The organism is Williamsia sp. M5A3_1d (assembly GCF_053345315.1).
The window spans coordinates 30,276-55,409 of sequence record NZ_JBKEZX010000004.1 but is presented as its reverse complement, the minus strand read 5'-3'; the positions used below and the strand labels follow the sequence as shown (position 1 = coordinate 55,409).

General features: G+C 69.5%; 13 protein-coding genes and 1 tRNA gene. 5 read left to right on the top strand and 9 right to left on the bottom strand.

Features of this window, described 5'->3' with window-relative positions; translation table 11 throughout:
• Window positions 1–4: 4 nt before the first annotated feature.
• Window positions 5–1,237, bottom strand: a complete 1,233-nt coding sequence (locus tag ACLBW1_RS17175) for a L,D-transpeptidase (RefSeq protein ID WP_447813046.1) — start codon at window positions 1,235–1,237, stop codon at window positions 5–7.
• Between the two features lie 352 nt (window positions 1,238–1,589).
• Between ACLBW1_RS17175 and ACLBW1_RS17170 the strand changes: the two genes are divergently transcribed.
• A tRNA-Lys gene (locus tag ACLBW1_RS17170) sits at window positions 1,590–1,662 on the top strand.
• 74 nt (window positions 1,663–1,736) lie between these two features.
• Here the strand turns inward: ACLBW1_RS17170 and ACLBW1_RS17165 are convergent.
• Window positions 1,737–1,958, bottom strand: a complete 222-nt coding sequence (locus ACLBW1_RS17165) for a DUF3618 domain-containing protein (RefSeq protein ID WP_045822338.1) — start codon at window positions 1,956–1,958, stop codon at window positions 1,737–1,739.
• A gap of 119 nt (window positions 1,959–2,077) precedes the next feature.
• On the opposite strand from ACLBW1_RS17165, the gene bcp reads away from it, so the two are divergent.
• On the top strand, window positions 2,078–2,551 hold the full coding sequence (gene bcp, locus ACLBW1_RS17160) for a thioredoxin-dependent thiol peroxidase (protein ID WP_447813045.1): 474 nt from the start codon (window positions 2,078–2,080) through the stop codon (window positions 2,549–2,551).
• A 19-nt stretch (window positions 2,552–2,570) separates the two neighbouring features.
• Window positions 2,571–3,227, top strand: a complete 657-nt coding sequence (locus ACLBW1_RS17155) for a TetR/AcrR family transcriptional regulator (RefSeq protein ID WP_447813044.1) — start codon at window positions 2,571–2,573, stop codon at window positions 3,225–3,227.
• Window positions 3,228–3,237: 10 nt separating this feature from the next.
• On the opposite strand, the gene acpS is transcribed toward ACLBW1_RS17155, so the two are convergent.
• On the bottom strand, window positions 3,238–3,639 hold the full coding sequence (acpS, locus tag ACLBW1_RS17150) for a holo-ACP synthase AcpS (protein WP_447813043.1): 402 nt from the start codon (window positions 3,637–3,639) through the stop codon (window positions 3,238–3,240).
• Window positions 3,636–12,893, bottom strand: a complete 9,258-nt coding sequence (locus ACLBW1_RS17145) for a fatty acid synthase subunit beta domain-containing protein (protein ID WP_447813042.1) — start codon at window positions 12,891–12,893, stop codon at window positions 3,636–3,638. Before ACLBW1_RS17145 ends, acpS begins: the two co-directional genes overlap by 4 nt.
• Window positions 12,894–13,409: 516 nt before the next feature.
• On the opposite strand from ACLBW1_RS17145, the gene ACLBW1_RS17140 reads away from it, so the two are divergent.
• A complete protein-coding gene (locus ACLBW1_RS17140) occupies window positions 13,410–13,835 on the top strand; it encodes an HIT family protein (RefSeq protein WP_447813041.1) in 426 nt (141 codons plus the stop codon).
• A 29-nt stretch (window positions 13,836–13,864) separates the two neighbouring features.
• On the opposite strand, the gene ACLBW1_RS17135 is transcribed toward ACLBW1_RS17140, so the two are convergent.
• The 3 genes from ACLBW1_RS17135 to ACLBW1_RS17125 all read right to left on the bottom strand — a co-directional run bounded on the left by ACLBW1_RS17135 (window position 13,865) and on the right by ACLBW1_RS17125 (window position 20,479).
• Window positions 13,865–18,073 (bottom strand): AAA domain-containing protein, encoded by a 4,209-nt coding sequence (locus ACLBW1_RS17135; RefSeq protein ID WP_447813040.1) that lies wholly within the window; start codon window positions 18,071–18,073, stop codon window positions 13,865–13,867.
• Window positions 18,074–18,265: 192 nt separating this feature from the next.
• Window positions 18,266–18,601, bottom strand: coding sequence for a rhodanese-like domain-containing protein (locus ACLBW1_RS17130; protein WP_434218155.1), 336 nt, complete (start codon window positions 18,599–18,601; stop codon window positions 18,266–18,268).
• Window positions 18,602–18,775: 174 nt separating this feature from the next.
• Window positions 18,776–20,479, bottom strand: coding sequence for a DEAD/DEAH box helicase (locus ACLBW1_RS17125; RefSeq protein WP_447813039.1), 1,704 nt, complete (start codon window positions 20,477–20,479; stop codon window positions 18,776–18,778).
• A 299-nt stretch (window positions 20,480–20,778) separates the two neighbouring features.
• Between ACLBW1_RS17125 and ACLBW1_RS17120 the strand changes: the two genes are divergently transcribed.
• A complete protein-coding gene (locus tag ACLBW1_RS17120; RefSeq protein WP_447813038.1) occupies window positions 20,779–22,572 on the top strand; it encodes an AMP-dependent synthetase/ligase in 1,794 nt (597 codons plus the stop codon).
• Window positions 22,573–22,617: 45 nt separating this feature from the next.
• Here ACLBW1_RS17120 and ACLBW1_RS17115 read toward each other — a convergent pair whose 3' ends face one another.
• A complete protein-coding gene (locus tag ACLBW1_RS17115; protein WP_447813037.1) occupies window positions 22,618–23,514 on the bottom strand; it encodes an alpha/beta hydrolase in 897 nt (298 codons plus the stop codon).
• Window positions 23,515–23,580: 66 nt separating this feature from the next.
• A complete protein-coding gene (locus tag ACLBW1_RS17110; protein ID WP_447813036.1) occupies window positions 23,581–25,092 on the bottom strand; it encodes a flavin-containing monooxygenase in 1,512 nt (503 codons plus the stop codon).
• Window positions 25,093–25,134 lie beyond the last annotated feature (42 nt).

Below are 25,134 nucleotides of genomic sequence, written 5' to 3'. Positions count from 1 at the left end.
TGGGTCAGGCGGTTCCGCCCGCGTTGCCGCGCTTCCACACGTCCCACGGGATGTTCCAGTCGCCGAGACCATCGGTGCCGGGCAACACGTCGCCGACGGTGTTCTTGACCTCGACGATGTCGCCTCGCAGTGCGGTGTTCATGAACCACTCCGCGTTCTCCGGGGACACGTTCAGGCATCCGTTGCTGACGTTGTCGACACCCTGATCGCCGATCGACCACGGTGCGGCGTGGAGATAGATGCCGCTGTAGGACATCTGCGTGTCGAAGTAGACGACCTCTTTGTAGCCTCCGGGCGAGTTGACCGGGACACCGTAGGTCGACGAGTCCATGACGATGCTCGGCACGCGATCGCCGACGATGTAGACGCCGCGGTTGGTGGGGGTGCTGTCCTTGCCCATCGACGTGGGGATGGTGCGGACCACCTTGCCGTTGATGGCGACCGACACCTGCTTGGTGCGGTCGTCGGCGGTCGCCACCAGTGACCGCCCGATGGTGAAGTCCAGGTTCTGGTTCTCCTGGCCGAACAGGCCGTTGCCCAGATCGATGCCGTAGGTGTTCACCTTGACGTTGACCTTGGTGCCGGGCTGCCAGTAGTTCTGCGGGCGCCACCGGACCTCGGAGTCGCTGAGCCAGTAGAACGCGCCCTCCACGGGCGGGTTGGTGGTGACGGTGATCGCGTTCTGCGCGGCCTTGCGATCGGTGATCGGCTCGTCGAAGCGCACGGCGACCGGCTGACCGATCCCGACCGTGGAGTTGTTCTCCGGCAACAGGTACGCCTGCGTGAGGTTGTTCGGCGCGCGGGTCGTGAACGACAGCTTCGTGGAGTTCGTCCCGGCGATACCGGCGACGTCGGCCGACAGCGTGTACGTCCGGTCGTAACCGAACGGCTCAGTGCTGGTCCACACCGTGCGATCGGCGTTGTAGGCGCCGGCGACCATGCCACCGTCGGCCTTGGGGATGCGGACGTCGGTGAGCTGGCCCGAACGTGAGGTGACACGGACCGGAGCACCCGGCTGGACACCCACGGCGCGGTCGAGGAGCGGCTGACCCGAGAGTCCGGTGACCGAGATCTGCGGCCGCAGCATGTCGTCGATCCCCGCCGACGCGCCGACCGCGTTGCTGTACGTCGGGGCGGCGGTTCCTGCCGAACAGGCAGCCAACACGCCCACCGCGCACACACTCAGCGAGGCGGCCACCCATCGTGAACGCCCGCGGTCGACCCACCCGAACTTCATGTCAACTCCCGAAATCATCTCGCGCGCTTGCACTGTCCCGCACAGGGGCGCATGTGGTCGTACTGGTCTGTCGCCGAACCGACGCGTCCGGACCACGCTGTCACGGCTCGCCGATGCCATGTACCCCGACGGCGTCCACAGCTCGTGGACTCCCCCGCGGAAGACCGCGACCGACACGGGGGACCAGGGGTCACGGGTGAAGGTCGGCTCGGTGACCTCAGTGTACGAGACCCGCACGGGTGAGCGGGCCATGCGAGCGTCGGCCACGTCATCGACGCCGATCCGTGACCGGCGGGGCGCGATTTTCATCCCGCGAGGTGGACCTGTTAATGTTCGTTCTCGCACGAGGCACGCGCCATTAGCTCAATTGGCAGAGCAGCTGACTCTTAATCAGCGGGTTCGGGGTTCGAGTCCCTGATGGCGCACAACAGCAAACGGCACCGCATCCGATTCGGATGCGGTGCCGTTTGTCGTTGCGTCGGCGGGTGGTGCCGACGTGTCAGCTGACGAGCTTCTTCAGGGTCAGTGCCACCACGATCACGCCCACGCCGATCAGCGGGAACTTGATGGCCGGCGCGTTGAGCGTGGCGAGTACGCCGTTCTTCGCGTCCTCGGCGAGACGTTGCGGGTTGGCTCGCACCGCGAGGGTGTCGAGGGTCGACGCGAGCTCTTCGCGCGCACGGGCGATGTCACGTTCGATGCTGTCGGTATCCCGTGCCACGGGTCCTCCATCTGGGTCGATGTACTCGGGGTTCGAGACGGTTGTCCCCTCACGGTAGTTCACCGCGTCGGCGACCGAGCCGGGGTCGTCGCCGAAATGGTCGACTACCGTGACTCGACGTGACCACCAGCAAGCGCCTGCAGGCCGGCGAGAAGGCCCCCGCGTTCACCCTGCCCGACGCCGACGGCAACCCCGTCTCCCTGTCCGACCACCTCGGACGGCAGGTCATCGTCTACTTCTACCCCGCCGCGTCGACGCCCGGCTGCACCAAGCAGGCCTGCGATTTCCGCGACAACCTCGCCGAACTCGACGGTGCCGGCATCACCGTGCTCGGGATCTCCCCCGACAAGCCCGAAAAGCTGGCGAAGTTCCGCGACGCGGAGTCGCTCACGTTCCCCCTCCTGTCCGACCCCGACAAGACGGTGCTGACCGAGTGGGGCGCGTTCGGCGAGAAGACGATGTACGGCAAGACGGTCACCGGCGTCATCCGCTCGACGTTCCTCGTCGACACCGACGGCACCATCGCCGTCGCGCAGTACAACGTGCGCGCCACCGGACACGTCGCCAAACTCCGCCGCGACCTGTCGGTCTGAGCGCTCGGCCCACCACGAGATGCCCGACGCGAGAGGCACCACGCAGCGCGGCGCCTCACCGCCCGAGCCGCTGGTCCCGCGTAAACGCCCGACGCAGGAGCGCAGCCGACGCCGTTTCGAGTCGATGCTCGTCGAGGCACGCTCGCTGCTGATCGAGGTCGGGTTCGAATCCCTCACGTGCGAGGAGATCGCATCACGCGCCGATGTCCCGATCGGCACGCTCTACCAGTACTTCGCCAACAAATACGTGATCGTCTGCGAACTCGATCGCCAGGACGCCGTCGGCGTCCAGCACGAGCTCGCCGCCTTCGCCGCCGAGATCCCCTCGCTCGACTGGATCCGCCTGCTGGACAAGTTCATCGACCACCTCGCCGCCCTCTGGCGCGACGACCCGTCGCGGCGGGCGGTGTGGCTCGCCGTGCAGTCGACGCCGGCCACCCGGGCGACCGCGACGATCCACGAACGCGCGATCGCCGATCAGGTGGCACGGATCATCGCCCCGCTCACCCCCAGCCAACGCACGAGGCGGGTGATGATGTCGGAGGTTCTCGTGCACACGGCCTACTCGCTGCTGAGTTTCTCGGTGCAGGACGGCCACGACCACGCGCGCACCGTCGCCGAGCTCAAACGCATGCTCGGCGGATATCTTCTCCTCGAGGACGGCCCCGCGGGCTGACCCGAACTCCTCAGCTCGCCGGTTCGTCTTCCAGGACCGCGACAGCGGCCGCGATCGACCCGTCGTGGGTCAGCGAGATGTGCACCGTCGAACCCTCGAGGTGTCGCCCGATCTCCCCGCCGAGGCGGATCGCCGGACGACCCCAGGTGTCGGTGACGACCTCGATGTCGCTGTGACGGATCTCGGGCATGACCGGCGCCCGCGCGAACCTGCTCACCGACCACGCCTTGATCACTGCCTCCTTCGCCGCCCACCGGCCCGCGAGGTGCCTCGCGTCCTCCGCGGTGCCCGCCGCCGAGTCGCGACGCTCACCGACGGTGAACCGATCCGCGAACGTCGTCCCCGGCTGCGCGAGTTGTTCGGCGAACTCCGGGATCGACACCACGTCGATCCCGATCCCGATCACCGTCACGGGGCGCCGACCACCTGCGGGTAGTTGCCGTCGGTGTCGAGCCGCGTGGTCTCGTCGAGCAGCAGGGCCGCCTCCCGCTCGGAGTCGACACCGCCGTCACCGAGCCGACGGTTCGGCGGGCGACGATAGAGGGCGTCGCCGCCGCACATCGCCTCCAGCATCCGCTGCGCACCGGCGCGGCCACGCTTGGCCGCGCGACGTCGATAGTCCTCGCGCGCAGCGGGATCGAGGCTCTGTACGAACGCCTCGGGGTGCACCACCGCGATGAGACCCGACACGTGACCGAAGCCCAGAGAAGTCAGCAGGCCGGCCTTGAGCGGGAACCGCTCCCCCAGTCGCAGGGGCTCGGTCACCCACACGAGGTGATCGTGCTTGCGCATGGTCTCGTCCACACAGTCCAGGCTCCGGTTCGGCGGGATCACGCCGTCGCGCAGCATCTGGCACAGCCCGATCAGCTGGAACGCCGCCGCTCCGCCCTTGGCGTGGCCGGTCAGCGACTTCTGCGACACCACGAACAGCGGGGCTCCGTCGTTACGACCCAGTGCGCCGGCGAGACGCTCGTGGAGGTCGGCCTCGTTGGGGTCGTTGGCCTTGGTCGAGGTGTCGTGCTTCGACACCAGTGCGACATCGTCGGCGCTGACGCCGAGCGCGGTGAGCGCCTTCGCCATCGGCGAACGATCACGACCGCGTGCGGCACCCAGCGCTCCGATGCCCGGCGCCGGGATGGACGTGTGCACACCGTCTCCGAAGCTCTGCGCCCACGCGACCACACCGAGGACCGGCAGACCCATCTCCGCGGCGACGTCACCCCGGGCGAGCAGAACCGTTCCCCCGCCCTGGGATTCGACGAACCCGCCGCGCCGGCGATCGTTGGCGCGGGAGAACCGTCGCGGATCGATGCCGCGGGCGGCCATCTTCGCCGAGTCGGCGGTGGCCGACATGTCACCGAAGCCGACGATCCCCTCGATGCCGAGGTCGTCGAATCCACCGGCGACGGCGAACAGCGCCTTGCCGAGGCGGATCTTGTCGACACCCTCCTCGACCGAGACCGCTGCGGTCGCGCAGGCGGCGACCGGGTGGATCATCGCGCCGTAACTGCCGATGTAGGACTGCACGACGTGTGCGGCGACGACGTTGGGCAGCGCCTCCTGCAGGATGTCGTTGGCCTTCGACTCGCCGAGCAGCGTGTCGATGTAGAGCGAACGCATCGACTCCATGCCGCCCATGCCGGTGCCCTGGGTGTTGGCGACCAGACCCGGGTGCACCCAGCGCATCAGCTCCGACGGCTCGAAACCCGAGCCGAGGAACGCGTCGACGGTCGCTACGAGATTCCACAGCGCCACGCGGTCGACCGATTCGGCCATGTCCGGCGAGATACCCCAGCGGGTCGGGTCGAACCCGGTCGGGATCTGCCCACCGACGGTGCGACTCAACGTGAACCGGCGTGGGACACGGATCTCGGTGCCGGCCCGTCGGGTGACCGTCCACTCACCGGTCTCGCCGTCGTGGGTGATCGAGGTCTTCTCGGGATCGGACGCGGCGAAGGCGCGTGCCTCGTCCTCCGAGGCGACGCCGAAGGTCAGGTCCTCGTCGAGGAACACCGACGTCAGCAGCGGCGAGGTGTTGTCGACCATGGCGCCCTCGTCGACATAGCGACGGATGCCGCAGCGTTCGACGACCGCGTCGTGGTAGCGGTCGGCGATCTCACTCTCGGCCACGGGATCACCGGACGCGGTGTCGTACCAGCCCGGCTTCGGGGTCTCCTCCCACACGATCAGCCCGGTGTTCCACGCCAGTTCGAGGACGCCGGCCGCCGAGAGCTCCTCGTCGACCTCCATCTCGAAGCGGGTGCGGGCGCTGCCGTATGGACCGAGCTCGCCGGCGCCGACGATGACCACCAGGTCCTCCGGTGCGACGTCGAGCGCGGGCCACGCCGGGGTGGTGACCGCAGCGGCACGCGCGGGTGCCGGCAGCGCCGCCACCGTCGACGTCGCCGGGTCGGCGACCTCGTCGGCGGATGACTGCTCGGCGCCGGCCGCCGCGGCGAGTGCCTTGAGATCGATCGACGCGGGGTCGAGTCCGGCGGTGAAGTCCGCGACGACGGGCTTCTCGCGGGCCGCCGTACGCGCCTGCGGCGCACACAGACCCAGCAGTTCGTCGGCCATCTCCTCGGTGGCCCAGGTACGGACACCGGCGGCTTCGACGGCGGCGACCATGCCGTCGTTGTGACCCATGAGCCCGGTTCCGCGAACCCACCCGATCAGCGCGTGGGCGAGGGTCACCGTGGAGTTCCACGATTCCTCGGCACCCCACCGCGTCACGAGGGCGTCGAGGGCGGCCTTGCTCTCGCCGTAGGCGCCGTCGCCCCCGAACATCCCCCGGTTGGGCGAACCGGGGAGTACCACGTGCAGTCGTGCGGCGAGATCGTGATCGGCCCCGAGGGCGCCGAGCCCGGCGATGAGACGCTCCACCGACCAGAGGAGCACCTTCATCTCGAGTTCGGCACGACCGCCGGCGTCGGTGAGGTCACCGGCCACACGCGGTGCGGCGAACGGGAACAGCAGGGTCGGCTTCATCGCCGGCTTCACCACGCCGGTGGTGCCACCGAGGTTTTCGGTCTGCTCGGCGCCGATCCAGGCGACCAGGTCGTCGACGTCGGTGTACGAGCTCATGTTGGCCGAGGCCAACCAGAGCGCCGCCCCGTCGCGAGCATTGTCGCGGTACAGCTTCCGGAAAAACGCGATGCGGTCGGGATCGAGCCGCGAGCTCGTCGCGATGACGGTGGCACCGCCGCCCAGCAGCGTGGCGACGACGGCGGCCGCGATCGATCCGGCGCTCGCGCCCGTGACGACCGCGATCTCGTCGGTCCACCGGCCGGGCGCGGGATCCTGTGCGGCGTGGGCGATGTGGGAGTAGGTGCGGGCGTGCACGGGGTAGGCCGCGTGCAACGCCTTGCCCTGCCACCACGTCGCGTGGTGGGCGACGGTGTCGCCGGCACCGGCGAAGCGGGCGGTGATGCGCTCGAAATCGGTGTCGAGCACATGGGCGTCGGTCACCCACAGGCGAGCGAGGTCCTCGCGGGCCGACGCCCACCGGTCGTCGATGAGCACGGTGGTGCGCTCATCGAACGTCGGGGCGACGGTGCGCATCCAGTCCGCGCCGAGCTCGGCGCTGACGCGGTCGACGACCGCCTGGCCGCGATCGGCCTCGTCGTCGGTCTCGGAGGTGACCGTGGTGTTCAGTCCGAGCTTGTCGAGGATCGCGTAGGCGGCGCTTGCCAGCGCCCCGGTGCGGCCGGTGAACTGTTCGGTGAGATCGCCGAGCGCGGCGAGATCGACCGTGGCGCCGGCTCCACCCTCTGCGGAGGGTTTGGTGACGCTGACGCCGCGTCGTGCACCGACCTCGGCGACGGCCGCGTCGATGAGTGCATCGAGTGCCTCGACACCGCCGATCGGTCCCGACGACAACCCGCCGAGGTCGCCGCCGCGGACGCTGACGCCGTCCCGGCTGCCGAGCGCGACGGCGACCGTGGCGTGCAACGCCCACCCGGGGCCGAGCTGCCACACCGACGAGACGCGGTCGGACACATACGAGGGGCGTTTGTTCAGTGGCCCGACCACCTTGCGCAGCTGATCGGAGATCGCGTCACCGAGGACCGCCCCGAACGGCTTGTAGCCGCGGGCCAGGCTGTTGACGGTGGTGGCCAGCGCCCCCATGTCGGCCTCGGCCGCACCGTCGATGGCGCCGAGACCGAGCTCGCCGCCGATGTCGAGCAGCAACTGGTTGCGCCGCGACGAGACACCGTCACACAGCGCCTCGATGCTGTCGGCGGCACCGATCTGATCGGGACGCATCTTCGTCCACAGCGCGATCACGGCCGCGACCGCGTCGGCCGGGACGAACGCGATGTCGTCGGGGCGCGGGCCGCCCGAGGCCGCGACCGGAGCGGGCGCCGACGATTCCGCGGCCGGCACGGATTCGACGGGTTCGTCGGTGGCCGAGGCGTCGGAGTCCTCCACGTCGGGTTCGGGCTCCGGGTCGGCGTCGAGGGCGAGGACCACCTGGTCGTCGCGCTCGAGGTTGAGGACCTGCACCGAGGCCCCGGCGTACTCGTCGAGCTTGAGGGTGTTGGCGGCGAGCCCGGCGAGGGTGGGCGCGGACTTCACGCCGACCTCGACGAAACGCTCGACGCCCAGACCGCCTGTCTCCCGTGGCGAGAACAGCAGGTCCTGGGTCTCGATCCACCGGACGGGACTCGCGAACTGCCAGGCGAGGAGCTCGATGAGCACCGTGCGGGCCAGGGCGGTGCGGTCGGCGGAGGCCGCATCCCAGTCGGCGAGGACCTCGTCGAGCGGGTCCGACGGCACCAGAGCGGCGATCTCTGCGACGAAGTCGCGGTCGAGGGTGAACAGCCGCGGTACCAGGTTCGGCACGTAGCGGCCGATGAGGACGTCGGGATCGAACGACTCCGGCAGCAGTTCCTGCAGCCGACGACGGAACTCGGGCACGCCGGCGCGCAGCACGGTGGAGTGGAACGGCACGTCGATGCCCGGGATCAGGATGAACGCCCGCTTACCGCCGAACTGCGCACGGCGACGGTCGATCTCGGCCTCGAGATGTTCGAGGCCGCGGACCGTGCCCGCGATGGCGTACTGCGATCCGAGCAGGTTGAGGTTGACGACCTCGAGGAACTCGCCGCACTGTGCGCCGATCTCGGCGACGAAGGCGATGACGTCGTCGTCGACGAGCCCGATCTGGCTCGGACGGATCGCCGCGAGGCGGTAGTCGCTGCGACCGTCGGCGTCGCGGGGCACGAGGTGGTGCATGGCCTCGCCGCGCTGGAAGACGACCTCGAGGACGGCCTCGAGCGGCAGCACACCGGCGCACGCCGCCAACGCGTTGTACTCGCCTACGGAGTGACCACAGGTGATGGCGTCGGTGACGAATCCGCCCGACTCGGTCAGCTCGGCGATCTGCGCGACGCCGAGTGTCGCCATGGCGACCTGGGTGAACTGGGTGAGGAAGAGGACGCCATCGGGGTGGTTGTAGGTGGTGCCGTTGGCCACGAGGGTCGTGGGGTTGTCGCGGACCACCGCGAGGATCGAGAAACCCAACGCGGCGCGGGTGTGTGCGTCTGCGCGATCCCAGACCTCACGGGCGGCCTTCGACCGACTCCGCGCGTCGAGTCCCATCCCCGTGCTCTGGATGCCCTGACCCGGGAACGCGTAGACCGTCCGCGGGGCGGCGAGCCGCCCGGTGGCCGTCATGACGAGCGCGTCGTCGACCTTGGCGGTGACCTCCACGATCTCGCAGCCGTGGTCGAGTGCGACACGGTCGACGCGGATCGCGACCCGGTCGCCGGTGCGGACCATGCCCATGTAGCGGGCCGTCCACCCCATCAGCGGACGCGCGGCGGGTACCGGTTGGGCGGAATCGGTTGCGGTCGCGACGTGTTGGGCAGCAGCCGAGAGCCACATCCCGTGCACGATCGGCTCCCCCAGCCCGGCGAGGCGGGCGGCGTTGGCATCGGTGTGGATGGGGTTGCGGTCGCCCGAGACCGCGGCGAAACCGTGCATGCGCGCGGGTGCGGTGACGGTGGCCGAACGCAGGAGCTTGCGCGTGGCGGTCGTCTCGGTGCCGATCGCCCCGCCGGCCCGGATGGGCTCGGCGAGCGACCCGCCGCCGAGACGACCGCGGATGGCGAAGCGCTCGGTCATCGACGCGACGGCACCGGTGTCGCCGGAGATGTCGACCGACACCTCCACGACGCGACCGAGGTCGGTGTCGACGACCTCACCGATGCGGGCGACGACGACGAGCTCGGTGTCGACGCGCGGCAGGACGGCGGCGGTCGAGACCGCGTGGTCGAGGTGCACCAGGTCGAGCAGGCCCTCGACGACGGGGGTCCCCTCAGATGTGCGGGCGGCACCGATGGCGGCGAACACGCTCGGCCAGGTGAGCCCCACGAGGCTGTCGGGGATCGCGAATCCCGCGCTGCCCGTCGGCACCGACGCCGAGAGGTGGCCGGGCAGGGTGTGGGCGGTGACCGCCGAATGATCGGCGGGCAGGTCTGCGGTCCAGCGGACGGTGGTCGTCGCGACGCCGTCGACGACCTCGGGCAGTGCGTGGCCCGCAGCCACACCCAGGATGGCGCCCATGGCCGAGGCCGCGGCATCGAGGGACACCTCGGGACTGCCGCCGTCGGCGAGGGACGCTCCGACGGTCATCGCGATGGACACACGGGTCGTCGCGATCGGGACGGTGAGAACGACTCCGCCGTGGGTGCGTTCGAGCACCGACCCGGTGGGCTCGTGCTCGGCCCGCCGGGAGCCGGCCGCGTCGACATCGTGTCCGCCGTCGAGCACCGTCCAGGCCCCGCGGTCGCCGAGGAGGGCGATGGGGTTGGCCACGATCCGTCCGGCCCACAACACGGTGTCGGTCTCGATGACGTCGGCGAGTACGCCCGCCCCGTCGACGAGACCGCGACGCAGCCGACTGCTGACCGCGGTCGGCCGGGCACCGGTGGCGGCGATGTCGTCGGCGACATGCGCCTCGAACCGGTCGAGCAGGGCGCCGATCGGCTCGTCGACGGTCGTGATCCCGGCGACCGCGACGGGGCCGGGGATGATGCAGACCTCGTCTGCGCCGTAGCGCGGATCGTGCGCCTGCCACAGCGAGTCGCTGCGCCACCAGCGGCGCACGTCCTTGTCGACGACGGGGACGAAATTGACCGGCTTACCGGGGGTGCGGCACAGGCCGAGGAAGAACGCGACGTCGGCGGGGTGCAGCACGTCGGTGTCGATGGCCGGGTAGAGACCGCCCAACACGTCGATCGCGGCGTGCGGCGCGTCGGTGGCGCGGTCGTCGGCGAACGCGGTGGCGACCTCGCCGCGGTCGGCCGGGTGCATGCGCGCCTCGGCGCGCTGGAGCATCTCGGTGAAGCGCTGCCGCCAGGTGACGTCGGCCCACACCGGGGACGGTCCGGGTTCGGTGCCCACGGCGAGGTCGGCGTAGCGGGTGAGCCACTGCCGGTAGGTCATCGACGCGACATCGCCGAAGTAGGGCTTGGCGGTGCGGTCGAGTGCGGTGACGATCTCGTCGCGCCGTTCGGCAACGGCCTCGGCGTCCCCGGCGACCTCGTCGAGGAGGCGACCGCACGCCGACGCGGAGTTGTCGACCTCGTGGATGTCGGCGCCGAGCTGGCTGCGACCCGACGCCATGCCCGCGTCGGCGTGCCCGGCACCGATCCAGGTGTCGCACCCGGGGGTGTCGACGAGGAGTTGCTTGACCGCCGGCGAGGTGGTGGCCTCGAGCGCGGCCATGGTGACGGTGCCGAGGAGGATCCCGTCGACGGGCATGGCCGGGTATCCGTGCGCCTGCGACCACGCGCCGGTGAGGTAGTCACCGGCCCGCGCAGGCGTGCCGATCCCGCCGCCGACACAGATCACGGCGTTGGTGCGCGAGCGCAGCTCGGCGTAGGTCGCCAGCAGCAGGTCGTCGAGGTCCTCCCACGAATGGTGACCACCGGCGCGACCGCCCTCGATGTGGACGATGATCGGGTGCGAGGGCACCTCGGCGGCGATGCGGACCACCGCGCGGATCTGCTCCACCGTGCCGGGCTTGAAGGCGATGTGGGCGATGCCGGCGTCGGCGAGTTCGGAGACGAGGGCGACGGCGTCATCGAGTTCGGGGATGCCCGCCGAGACCACGACGCCGTCGATGGGAGCACCGGCGGCGCGGGCCTTCTGCACGAGGCGCTTTCCGCCGAGCTGCAGCTTCCACAGGTAGGGGTCGAGAAACAGCGCGTTGAACTGCGCCTGGCGCCCGGGCTCGAGGAGCTCGGTCAGGCGGGCGACGTTGTCGGCGAAGATCGCCTCGGTGACCTGGCCGCCGCCGGCGAGCTCGGCCCAGTGACCGGCATTGGCCGCCGCGGCGACGATGGCGGGATCGACGGTGGTCGGGGTCATGCCGGCGAGCAGCATCGGCGACCGGCCGGTGAGGCGGGTGAACGACGTCTCGACGACCCGGCGACCGTCGGGGAGCTCGGCGAGGGTCGGCGCGAACGACGACCACGGCTGCGCCACCTCGGGGATACCACCGGGGGCGAACAGGTTTCGCTGACCACCGCGCAGTCCGACCGCGATGCAGCCGATGCCGCGGCCACGCAGGACGGGCACTGACAGCCGGGTCGCCACATCGGAGGGACCCATGTCGAGGACCCAGGACACACCGGAGTCGGCGACGGCGTCGAGCGTCGACACCCAGTCGACCTGGTCGACCAGCACGGCGCCGGCGAGCCGTGCGGCCCACTCGGTGTCGAGACCGCAGCGCTGCGCCCACCCGGCCACGAGGTCGCGGGCCGGCGCGAGGGCGGCGTGGTGGAAGGCGATGCCGACGGCCAGGCGGTCGAAGACGGGAGCGAACGGCGCGCCGCCGACGACCTTGCGCTTGCGGTCGGCGGCCTCGTCGGCGGCGACGGCGTCGCACATCGTCTCGAAGGCGGTGAGGTGGCGCGGCGATCCCGACACCACGACCGAGCGACGACCGTTGCGGATCGCCAGGGCCGGGGCGTTGTGCAGGTCGATGTCGGCGATGGTCGAGCGGTAGCGGGTGAGGAGTTCCTCGACACGCTCGGGTACGACGTTGGTGATCGACATCATCGGTGTGCCGTCCGCGGCCGACGCCAGGCCGACCCTGCGCGCGACGGTGGCCCCGGCGGCGCCGATGAGATGGGCCAGCGCGAGGAGCGCGCCCGTCCCGCCGGTGGTCCCGTGGTGGTCGGTGAGGGACTCGACCGCGAGGACCCCCTGGGAGTGACCCACGACCGCGTCGGCCGGGATCTCGGCGGTGTCGAGACCTTGCTTGCGCAGCGCGGCGACCGCGGCGAGCTGCGACAGCAGGATGCCGGGGACCGACATCGCCGGACCTGCGAGGGTGGTCTCCGCGGGGACCGGCTCGTCGGCGCCGAGCGCGTGGACCCAGCTCAGCGGGTGGAAGCCGTCGGGCCGCTGGGCGGCCAGCTCGTCGACGACGGGTTCGAGCAGATGCTCTGCGGCGTCGACGATCTGTCCGATCGAACGGTCGAGCTCGGCGTCGATGACCAGTTCGGCGAGTGCCGGGAGCCACGCGATGCCCTGACCGCCGAAGCTGACCGCGTACCGGTCACCGGACCGCAGGCGGCTGATCAAGGTCTCGTCGGGTCGGTGCGACGATGTCGAATCCCCGGGGCCGCTGCGGAACTGGTGAACGGTCACTGATGATCTCCTCGATGTGGTCGTGCGTGCCACGGCATCGACGACCCTTGCGCAGGGGCGTCTCCGGTGGCGGGAAGTGTCGTTTCGGCTGACCGCTGGCTCATCATCGAGGCGGTCGAAAAGGCCTGGTGCGCAACGGGGGTGGGGTCGAGTCGAGGGAGTTCCGATTTCGCGGTGCGGAATCGAGGCTCCGGGGTACTCGCCGTAACCCCGTACGGCACGAGAAACATCGTCGCACACGAAAATGAGGGATCCCTCATGTTTTGCGGTGACCGCCGGGTATACCCGCGGGTAACCCCACGGGTAACTTCGCGGGGTCGCCCCCTCACGCCCCCGACTCTCCGTGAAGCCCCACGTGAGGGCGTTGCGCCGCCCGGCCTGGGCAGGGGACGAAACCCATCGAAGTTCGTTACCGAATCGTTATCACCGTCGCGCGGGCACACCGTGTCGACGACTGGCCGCATCGTTTCCCGGCGCCTCGACGGCGCCGTCAGGTCGCCCCCTAGGGTGGCGGACATGAGTGAGTGCGTGTTCTGCGCAATCGTGGCCGGCACCGCCCCGGCACGGATGGTCTACTCCGACGACCACGTGATGGGTTTTCTCGACATCCGCCCGGTACGGCCGGGTCACACGCTGGTCATCCCCCGCGAGCACCACCCCGATCTCGCCGGCATCACCAGTGAGATGGGGACGAGACTGTTCGACACCGCCCGGATGATCGGTGCGGCCCTGCGGTCGTCGTCGATCGCGGCAGACGGGGTCAACGTGATGATCAACGACGGACGTGCGGCGTTCCAGACGGTCTTCCACACCCACGTGCACGTGGTCCCCCGCCACCACGGCGACCGACTGTCGTTCGCCCGCGGCTTGGTGATGCGCCGCGACCCCGACCCCGACGCGACGGTGGCCGCCGTCCGCGCGGCGATGCCCGACGGCACCTGACGGGCTCGGTCAGTACAGCTGGGGCGCCGTCACTCGCCGCCGGTGAGATCGATCGGCTCCCACGTCTGCGCCGCCTGCGCGACATCGCCGCCGGCGACGGAGTTCGCGGCGACACCGCGAGCATCGAGTTCCCGCCACAGCCCGGCCAGGGCGCGCTCGGGGTCGAGCAGGTACTCCGACTCGCGGACGCGCCAGAAGCGCCACCCGCAGCGTCGTAGTTCGCGCTCGCGTTCCATGTCCGCGCGTGCCTGCTCGGGTGTGCTGGTGAACTCGTCGCCGTCGCACTCCACAGCCAACCGGGCCTCGGCACCGGTCACCACGAGATCGATGACGCGGTTGTTCACCGACACCTTCGGGTTGACGTGATATCCCCGGGCGGTCAGATCGAGGAAGATCTGCTGCTCGAAGAGACTCTCGAACGGCTCACAACGCTCGTCGACGGTCACCACCGACGGCATCGGATCCACGAGCGCACCCTCGGTGCGTTCCATGTACGACAGCAGCGAGAACCTCAGGTCGTTCGGCTTGAGATCGGTCGAGGCGACGGAGTGGAACAGCCACAGCTGCTCCATCGCCCGCGACGCCGCGACGTTGAACCGGCGCTGCGACTCACTCCTGGTGAGCGACACCGGGTTCCGATCGACCGAGACCACCATCGACAGGAACACCACATGGCGTTCATCGCCCTGGAAGTCCGGCGGCGTGCCGATGCGCAGCGACCGCTCGTGCCACTGTTCGGGGGTCAGCGCCGCGCGCAGGCGCTGGGTGATGAGGTCGACCTGGCGTTGGCCCTGCAACACCACCACGCCGAAGCTCAGGCCCGCGTACCGCTCGTCGCCGGCACAGGCGACCAATGCCTCGACGAGTGCGTCGGCCTCGACACTGTTGGTCAGCGCCGAGCTGTCCCCGGTGGCGACGGCGTCGGGCACGAAGACCGTGCGCAGGGGCGCAAGCCGGTCGGCGCCGAACTGCCGCACCGGCACCAGCGGCGAGTCCGGGTAGAACTGCCGCGAGGAGTACTCGATGATCTCCGGCATCGAGCGGAAGTGTTCGCGCAACCGCACCACGTGACCGAAACGCGTACGCAGCATGGAGAACAGACTCGACCGCGGGGTGAGGCTGTCGCGCATGTACTGCGGTACGTCGGGCAGGTAGGTGTCGAGTTTGGCGAAGACGTCGTCGAGGCCGGAGGCGCCGGATGCGCCCGGCGCGCACTGCCTGTCGTCGCCGACGACGATCACGCGCGGCGCGAGCCACAGCAGGAAGAGACTGGTGATGTCGGCCTGGCTGGCCTCGTCGACGATCACGACGTCGAACGAGTTCTGCTCGGGGGTGATCGACGAGAGGACCTGCGAGATCGGCATGATCCACGCGGGGACCGCACCCTGGGCCTGCGTCATCGCCGATCGCGCGGCGCGTCGGAAGCGTTCGGCGTGCTTGCCCGATCCCTTGCCGAGGTTGGTGATGTGGTCGCGATAGGACTGCAGGGCCTGCACCTGCGCTACGGACATGTGCTCGAGGCACTCCCGCCACGCGCACGCGGCCGCGAGTCCGGCCGTGAAGTGTCCGATGTCGGCCTCGACGGCGTCGAGGTCGGACTCGAGCCGCGACTCGCGATTCGGGTCGCTGCGGTCCGACGCCCACGAATAGGCGCGGCGCCACGACCAGGCGTCGGTCAGCTCCCGCAGGCGCGCGTCCCACTCCCTGTCGTCGGCGGTCTCGCGCAGCAGGCGATGCAGCTCGGGCGCCTTCTGCTTGAGACGCAGTTCGAGCAGATCCAGCGCACCCTGTCGATCGCGTTGCGCGCGTGCGGAGTTGAACGCCCGACGTGACTCCTTGACGGCCTCGGCGTCGGCGGCGACGATGGCCGCGACCAGCGCCTCACCCTCGTCGGACGGTCCCTGGTCGACCTCGGCGCTCAGTCCCCGCGCGTACTCGTCGAGTTCGCGCCTGGCCAGCACGGCGTCGTTGGTCGCCGCGATCGCGCCGGTCTGGCGGGCCACCTCGGCGACCTCGTCGATGCTCTTCGGGCGGGGTCCACCGGGACTAATCGACTCCAGCTGACGCACCAGCGCATCACGTCCGGTGAGCAACTCCGAGATCCAGCCCAGTTGCTCGTCGAGCCGGACGAGCTGACCGAGTTGCGACGATCGCGACCCGGTGGTGTCGACCGGGACGTCGACGTCGGCGAGGACGGTCTGCACGCGGCCCACGCCCTCGAGCACGGCGAGGTGGTCGGCGACGAGTTGCATGGTGTCGGCGTCGGCCGGCGGGCGGCCGTCGACCGTGGCCACGACACCGAGTGCGTCGACGGCACGCTGTTGCGGCGACTTGCGGAACCGTGACCGCCACACGCCACCGGACCGCAGGTACTGCGCGGCGTCGTCGAACACCGACGCCGCACCGGCGGGCGCGCCGGAGATCTCGTCGACGGAGGCGACGGAGACCTCGTGGGTGCCGATGTCACGGTCGCGGCGGGTGGCCTCGTCGATGACGGCGGAGATCTGGGTGACGCGGTTCCACAGGTAGGCGGCCTCGCCGGAGAGCAGTCGCTCGGCCATCTGCTGCAGGTGTTCGGGGAATGTCCGCACCTCGCGTACGGCGGCACCGAGGTGGTCGCACTGGTTCTTGATTGTGAGCAGCCGACCGCTGTCGACGTCGGAGAGGATGGCCAGCAGCGAACCGCTCCCGACCATCTTCTCGCTGGGCTGCTCAGCGATACGCGCACAGATCGAGTCGAGCTCGACCGACCCGGGCAGGAACGACTCGAGGTCGGGCAGACGCTGGGCCAGGCGACTCGCCCAGGTGTCGTCGCGCTCGCGGAGCAACGTCAGCAGTCGGTCCATCTCGTCGGTGTCGAGCGGCGGAAGGGCCGACTCGAGCGGACCGGGCAGCCAGTCATATCGGTCGGCGACCTCCTGGCAGGTCCGCACGATGTGCGCGGCGGTGCCGCTGTACCCCGCGGCCACCCATTCGTGCTTCTCGGTCTCCGACTCGCGCAGCTGCCAGATCTCCCGCAGGATCTGCTCGCGCTTGGCGCGCGCCTGATCACGCTTCGACCGCAGGTTCTTGATCTCGGAGGTGACCACGCGCGACTGGAACGAGCCCTTGCGGGCGGCGATCGCCTCCACACTCTCCACCAGCGACGACGATCCGTCCTTGGTGACGTCGGTGATCGCCACGGCGAGCTCACGCAGTTCCGGCGGGAGCTTGTCGCGCAGGACCTGCAACGCCTGGGCCTTCTCGCTCACCACCAGGACGCGCTGCCCCTTGGCCAACAGCGCGGCCATGAGGTTCGCGATGGTGTGGGTCTTGCCGGTGCCCGGCGGGCCCTCCACCACGACGCCGCTGTCGAGTCCGAGCTGCGCGAGGATGTCGCGCTGTTCGACGTTCGAGGCCAGCGGGTAGAGCGCGTCCTCCACGAGTTCGCCCGCCGACATCGCGCCGGCCTCGGCCAGTCTCGCGACGCGTTCGTCGGACTCGATCGGCTCGACGAGCTGGGCCAGGCCGATGGGGATCGAGGCATCGCCCTCGGCGTCACGCAGCGACGCCATCATCGCCTCGTAGTAGCCGAGGATCGCACCCGAACCCCGGTTGCGCAGCACCAGAGCCGGTGTGGCGGAGACGGTCACGGGTGTCGTACCGGTCGGGACGGTGACACGCCAGGTCTCCACGATGTCGGCGACGGCGGGCGCGAGCACCGACGGCTGCGCGGCGAGGAGTTCGGCGATCTCCCCCGAACGCCCGAGATCGAAGCCGTCGACCCCGGTGAGGAGGTGGCTGTCCTGGAGTTCGGGGACCGAGTCACCGGCCAGGCTGATCGAGATGGTGCCGGCGGTGTGGTCGTGTTCGGCGACGACGGCCTGGGTGAGCAGGTGCTGGTTGACCGCCGGGACGTCGCCGTCGCCGGACTCGGATGCATCGGCACCGATGGTCAGCAGACCGGTCGCCACCACGAGTTCGAGGGATTCGGGTCGTTCGGCGAGGTTGTCGAGCATGCCGGCGACGCTGGTGTAACTCTCGGCGCCCGCGCCGGTCGATCGCAGCTCGAGGAACCGCTCACCCGGGGCGGCCTTTCCGCGCACGGGCAGACCGTGGTCGTCGCCGAGCCAGACGAGGGCCTCGTGGTCGTCGACGTTGAGGACGACATCGGACTTCGCACGGATGAGCTCGTGCAGGAACTGCAACAGCCGCAACACCCGTGCGCGTCGATCGTCGACGGACATCGATTCGGTCATCAGGTCCTCTTCGCCCGCACCAGCAGCGGTCGAGGTCGTCGGGTCACCTCGAGGTGAACCTCAGGTCTATGGACCCGGGCAGACAGAACGCTACCTGCTCGGGCGCTGACCTTCGCATTCATGGGTGCACACGATATTCGATGACCGCCGAGCGCGACGAGACGCGCGGCAGGATCGACCGCGGGGCTCTTCTCAGCCCGCGAGCAATGCCGACCGGAAGGCCGGGAAATCGCCGTCGACGTAGCGCACGTTGGTGTAGCCGAGCGCCGCGATCTGCTCGGCGATGCGGCGGGCCTGCGCGCGCACCGACACGACGGCGATCTCGACGTTCATGTCGCAGACGCAGGGCATCCGACGCGGCGAGGTCGGTTCGAACGCCGCGGTCAGGTCGGCGGGCTCGACGATCACCGCCCCGGGGAGGCTTCCCTGATGGCGAACCACCTGGGGACGCATGTCCACCACGACGGCCGCGCCCTGTTGCGTGTGCTCGGCCGCTTCTGTCGCCGAGATTGGATCCACCACTGACACCGGGGAACTCACCGATCCTTGATACTGCTGGAGAACTTCTGACGCGGACGTCCGGAGCGGGTCACGACGACGATGTCGTGGGCCCGTGAATGTGACATCGGACGCAGCCGAGCCGATGTTACGGGAAAGTTTCCTGCAGACGGTGCGACCCGCGTGCGAGGTGGTCGGTGCCGGTCAGTTCCGACCGCGACCGGCCACGCGTGGCGCGCCACGTCGTCCGCCGAAGTCGCCTCCCCGGCCCCCGCCCTGGCGCGACGACGATCGCTGCCGCGGCGGCCCCTGGTCCTTGCTGAGGTTGATCGGCACGTTGGAGATCCGAGTGCTGCGCAGCGCGGTCAACGTCTCGCGGCCGAGATCCTCGGGGAGTTCGACGAGGCTGTAGTCGGCGCGGATGCTGATGTGCCCGAAGTCGCCACGGCTGAGCCCACCCTCGTTGGCGATGGCCCCGACGATGGCACCGGGGGTGACGTTGTTCTTCTTCCCCACCGCGATCCGGTACGTCGCGAAGTTGGTGCCACCCTCGCGCTGGCGTCGCTCGGGGCGTTCGGACCCGGCCTTTCGCTCACCCGCGGGCGGATCGGGGCTCAGCAGGAACCCGCCGTCGCGGGTCTCGAGGGCCAGCGCGGCGGCGATGTCGGCCATGGCGACGTCGTGCTCCTGCGCGTAGTTCTCGATGAGGCGACGGAACATCGCGATGTTCTCCGACGCCAGGTTCTCGGTGATCGACTCACCGAACTTGGCGACGCGTTGGGCATTGACGTCGTCGACACTGGGCAGCCCGATCTCGGTGATGGGCTGGCGGGTCGCCTTCTCGATGGAACGGAGAAGGTGACGTTCGCGCGGCGTGATGAACAGCAGTGCGTCACCGGAGCGGCCCGCGCGACCGGTGCGACCGATGCGGTGCACATACGACTCGGTGTCGTGCGGGATGTCGTAGTTGACGACGTGGGAGATGCGTTCGACGTCGAGTCCGCGGGCGGCGACGTCGGTGGCCACCAGGATGTCGAGCGACCCGGCCTTGAGTGCCGAGATCGTGCGTTCCCGCTGGGCCTGCACGATGTCGCCGTTGATGGCCGCCGCGGAGAAGCCACGAGCCCGCAACTTCTCGGCCAGTTCCTCCGTCGCCGACTTCGTGCGGACGAAGATGATCATCGCGTCGAACGTCTCGACCTCGAGGAACCGGGTGAGGGCGTCGAGTTTCCGCTGGTGCGACACCTGCAGGTAGCGCTGCGTGGTGTTCTGCGCGGTCTGCGTCTTCGCCTTGACGGTGATCTCGACCGGGCTCTTGAGGTACTTCTGGGCCAACCGGCCGATGGCCTTGGGCATGGTCGCCGAGAACAACGCGACCTGCTTGGAGTCGGGGGTGTCGCGCAGGATCCGCTCGACGTCCTCGGCGAACCCCATCGTCAGCATCTCGTCGGCCTCGTCGAGGACGAGGAAGTCCAGTTCGGAGATGTCGAGGGTGCCCTTGTCGAGGTGGTCGATCACGCGACCGGGCGTCCCGACGACGATCTGGGCGCCGCGACGCAGGCCGGAGAGCTGCACGCCGTAGCTCTGACCGCCGTAGATCGGCAGGACCTTGATGTCGGGCAGGTGCGCTGCGTACTTGCCGAACGCCTCGGCGACCTGCAACGCGAGTTCGCGGGTCGGGGCGAGCACCAGTGCGCGCGGCTTGCGGCCGCCACCGGAGATTTTCGACAGCACCGGGATCGCGAACGCGGCGGTCTTACCGGTGCCCGTCTGCGCGAGACCGACGACGTCGCGGCCCGCCATCAACGGCGGGATCGTCTCGGCCTGGATCGGCGACGGACTCTCGTACCCCACGTCGTTGAGTGCCTGGAGCACCCGGGGTTCGATGTCGAGATCGGCGAATGTCACCGATTGGGCCTCTGACCCGTTGCCGTCCACTGCTTGCCCGCCGATTCCCGGCTTGTCTGAGCCGATCGTTGATTGCCGGCGGCCTCATGGCCCACCGGATGAGGGATGTCTACGCGAGCACTCTAACCGCCAGTCCGGCCGATCCGTTATTCGTGACCTGCGGCGCAGGGGCCCACATCGGCGGGTTGTGCTGCCGCGGTTTGTCGTGGGAACAGACCAGGTAATCTGTGTCACAGTGCTGCCGCAGGTCGGGATTGTCCGTTTTCGGGCTGCGTCGAACGATCGAATTGGAGACCCTCGTGCCCGAAGTGACCACCCCCTCGACCACCACCGTCGCCGACGACGCCGCCATCGTCGACGCACCGCTGCGCTACCGCAGCGAACGCCCCGACCTGCCCCTCTTCCGGCGGCGTAGCGGCTCGACGTGGAACATCGTGACCGCCGGCGAGTTCGCGGACCAGATCGACGCGGCCGCCAAGGGCCTCATCGCCGCCGGGGTCGAACCCGGTGACCGGGTCGCCATCCTGTCCTCCACACGCTACGAGTGGACGGTGCTCGACTACGCGATCTGGCGCGCCGGGGCCGCCACGGTCGCGATCTACGAGACGTCGGCGTCGGATCAGGTGAAGTACATCCTCTCCGATTCGGGTACCTCGTTGCTCATCGTCGAGAACGAGGCGATGCGCGGCGCGCACGCCGACGTCGTCGACGCCGCGTCGTCGACACTGCGCGAGACCCTCGTGATCGAGGACGACATCCTCGGCGCGCTCGCCGCGAAAGGCGCCGACATCGGCGACGACGAGCTCGACCGACGTCGGTCGACACTCACCTCCGACACCATGGCGACGCTGGTCTACACCTCGGGCACCACCGGCAACCCCAAGGGCGTGGCGCTGACCCACGGCAACTTCCTCGGCGAGTGCGCCAGTGTGCGCGAGACGCTCGGCGACATCATGTCCGAGGGCCGGTCGACGCTGCTGTTCCTCCCGCTGGCCCACATCTTCGCCCGCGTGGTCGCGGTCGGCTCGGTCGAGAGCGGGGTCCTGCTGGGCCACACCAACGACATCGCGAACCTGATCACCGACTTCGAGAAGTTCCAACCGAGCTACATCCTCTCGGTGCCGCGGGTGTTCGAGAAGGTCTACAACAGCGCGAAGCAGAAGGCCTACGACGCCGGCAAGGGGTCGATCTTCGACAAGGCCGCCGACACCGCCATCGAGTACAGCCGCGCACTCGACAAGGGGTCGCCCGGTCTGGCCCTGCGCGCCAAGCACAAGGTGTTCGACGCGCTGGTGTACGGCAAGCTGCGCGCCGCGCTCGGCGGGAAGTGCACCGACGCCATCTCCGGCGGCGCGCCGCTCGGCGACCGCCTGGGCCATTTCTTCCGCGGTATCGGGATCCCGGTCTACGAGGGCTACGGCCTGTCGGAGACCGCCGCAGCGGTCACGGTCAACGCCCCGGGTGCACAGCGTGTGGGCACCGTCGGACGCCCCGTGGCCGGCGCCTCCGTGCGCATCGCCGACGACGGCGAGGTCCTCCTCAAGGGCCCCATGGTGTTCGGCGGCTACTGGCACAACGACGAGGCGACCCGCGACTCGTTCGACGGCGACTGGTTCCGCACCGGCGACATCGGCACGCTGACCGACGGGTACCTCGCGATCACCGGCCGCAAGAAGGAACTCATCGTCACCGCCGGCGGCAAGAACGTCTCCCCCGCACCGCTCGAGGATTCGATCCGTGCCCATCCGCTGGTCAGCCAGTGCCTGGTGGTCGGCGACAACAAGCCGTTCATCGCCGCCCTGATCACCCTCGACGCCGAGGCCGTCCCGGGATGGCTCGAGCGCAACGGACTCTCGGCCGACACCTCGATCGCCGACCTGGCGAACAACGAGACGCTGCGCGCCGAGATCGACGGAGCGGTGAAGCAGGCCAACAACAAGGTGTCGAAGGCCGAGGCGATCAAGAAGTTCACCATCCTCGACTCCGACTTCACCATCGAGTCGGGCGAGATCACGCCGACGATGAAGCTCAAGCGCAACGTGATCCACCAGGCGCACGGGGATGCGATCGAGGAGCTGTACGCGAAGCGATGACATCGGCCGGGCGCGGGGCTGTCTCCCCCGCGCCCGTGATCGTCGTCAGCGCGACACGAACTCGATCACCAGCTCGTTGACGGCATCGGGCTGTTCGACCGGCAGGAAATGTCCTGCGCCGTCGATCACTTCGACCCGGCTGCCGTCGGGCAGCACGTCGCGCACCGACCCGGCGTAGCCGACCTGCATGCAGCCGTCGTCGGCGCCGTGCAGATACAGCGTCGGCACCTCGGGGGCGTGACGCCACGCGTCGTGCATCTCGCGGTACCGCGCGATCGGGCGACCCGGACGCAATGTCGCGCGGTAGTACCTGAGGGCGGCGCGACGGTGGGCGACGTCCGGTAGCGCGTCGAAGACGTGAGCGAGGTCCTCGGTGGCGTCGTGACCGGGCGACCAGTCGCGCCACAGCCGCGGGATGAGTCGGTCGAGCGAGCGTTCGGCGACCCCGGGGATCTGGTTGAACAGCATGTACCAACTCATCCGCGCCTGGCGCACGAGTCGGCGGGCGACAACACCCGGTGGCGAGTCGGTGCGCACCATGGCCGGGATCGGCGGCACCGACATCGACACCACCGCCCGGAACGGCGACTTGCGGTAGGCGCCCAGGGCATTGGCGGTGACCGCACCCCAATCGTGGCCGACGACCACGGCCTCACCGTCGCCTCCGAGAACGCGGTGGATGCCGATCACGTCGTGCATGAGCGCACCGATGTGGAAGTCGTCGTCGTCGGGGATCCCGCTCGGCGCATATCCCCGACTGAACGGCGCGACGACGCGGAAGCCCCGTTCGGCCAGGGCAGGCCCGAGGTGACGCCACGACCAGGCCGAATCGGGGTATCCGTGGAGCAGCAGCGCCAACGGGCCATCGGCGGGGCCCCATGTCAGCGCCGACACGGTCAACTCGGGGAGTTCGACGACGAGGGTGGACGGATCGGCGTTCACGACCCCGAGTCTATTCACGCGTCCGACCGCTGCCGCACCGTGGCGGGAAAACGGTCGATGAGGGAGTCAGCGCACCGCATCGACGCGATCGGGACGACGAGCCCCCACGCGGCGTCGGTCCTCAGGAGAGGTGAACCGCATCGACGGGTCCGCGACGCGGCGGTGCCGCAGGGTGATCACATCGTGGTAGTAACTCATCCCCAGCTGCCATGGCGACCGGGAGCCCGCACGCGGGAAGGTGTCGATCGACCGCACGATGTAGTTGGCCTCGCAGTCGAGCAGCGGTCGCTCGTCTACGGCGTCGGGGCGCACCGGTACGAACTGGTCGTGTCCGTGCTTGCGCATGTGGGCCAGCATGCGACCGAAGTGCTGGCCGACCAGATCGGCCTTCAACGTCCACGACGCGTTCGTGTACCCGATGGTGAACACCAGGTTCGGCACGCCGCTCAGCATCATCCCCTTGTAGGACAACGTGTCCGAGGGTGCGACATCGTGCCCGTCGACCACGATCTCGATCCCGCCGAAGGCGAGCATCTGCAGTCCGGTGGCCGTGACGATGATGTCGGCGGGGACGGTCTCACCGGCCTGCGTGGTGATCGCATCCGACGACACGCGGTCGATGGTGTCGGTGACGATCGACGCACTGCCGTCGGCGAGAACGGAGAAGATGTCGCCGTCGGGGGCGAGACACATCCGCTGATCCCACGGGTCGTACCTGGGGGTGAAGTGCTTCTCGAGATCGAAATCGGCGGGCAGTTGCGCAGCGTTCTCCTTGCGGATGACCGACCGCATGTAGCGCGGCCACCGCTGACACATCTGGTAGAGCACCGTGTCGATCAGCACGTTCTTCCATCGCGTCAGCACGGCCGATCGACGCGCACCGATCCGCCGCGCGATCTTCTCGTCGAGGTCGTCGTGACGCGGGAAGGCCATCACGTACGTCGGCGATCGCTGCAGCATCACCACGTGCGCAGCCTTCTCGGTGAGCGCAGGCACCAGGGTGATCGCCGTGGCGCCGCTGCCGATCACCACCACGCGTTTGTCGGTGTAGTCGAGGTCGGCGGGCCAGTGCTGGGGATGCACCACGGGGCCGGCGAAGTCGTCGAGCCCCGGGATGTCGGGTGTGTGGCCGGCGTCGTAGCTGTAGTACCCCGTACACAGGTAGAGGAAGCGGCTGGTCACGACGACGGTCTGCTCGTGGTGGCGCGCGGTCACCGTCCAGGTGGTGGTGTCGCTGTCGAACTCGACGCGGGTCACACGGTGGGAGAACCGGATCCGCTCGTCGGTGCCGTCGGCGACGGCGGTCTTCTCGATGTAGTCACGGATGGTGGCCCCGGAGACGATGGAGTCCGAGTCGGTCCACTGGTTGAACCGGTAGCTCAGGCTCTGCATGTCGGAGTCGCACCGCACACCGGGGTAGCGGAAGAGATCCCACGTCCCGCCGATGCGCTCGCGGGCCTCGAGGACCAGGAGCCTCCGATTCGGCATCGCCTCCCGGACATGGTGCGCCGCACCCACACCGGACAGGCCGGCCCCGACGATGATGACGTCGACATCGGTCTCGTTCGCTGTGGTCACACGCGCCCCGCCTCTCTGCGCGTCACCCGCGGAGGTCACCGG

Excerpts from the sequence above, each read along its gene's own strand:
- ACLBW1_RS17155 (WP_447813044.1), top strand. The coding sequence starts at position 2,571 with ATGCCCGACGCGAGAGGCACCACGCAGCGCGGCGCCTCACCGCCCGAG.
- ACLBW1_RS17140 (WP_447813041.1), top strand. The coding sequence starts at position 13,410 with ATGAGTGAGTGCGTGTTCTGCGCAATCGTGGCCGGCACCGCCCCGGCA.
- ACLBW1_RS17135 (WP_447813040.1), bottom strand. The coding sequence starts at position 18,073 with ATGACCGAATCGATGTCCGTCGACGATCGACGCGCACGGGTGTTGCGG.
- ACLBW1_RS17175 (WP_447813046.1), bottom strand. The coding sequence starts at position 1,237 with ATGAAGTTCGGGTGGGTCGACCGCGGGCGTTCACGATGGGTGGCCGCC.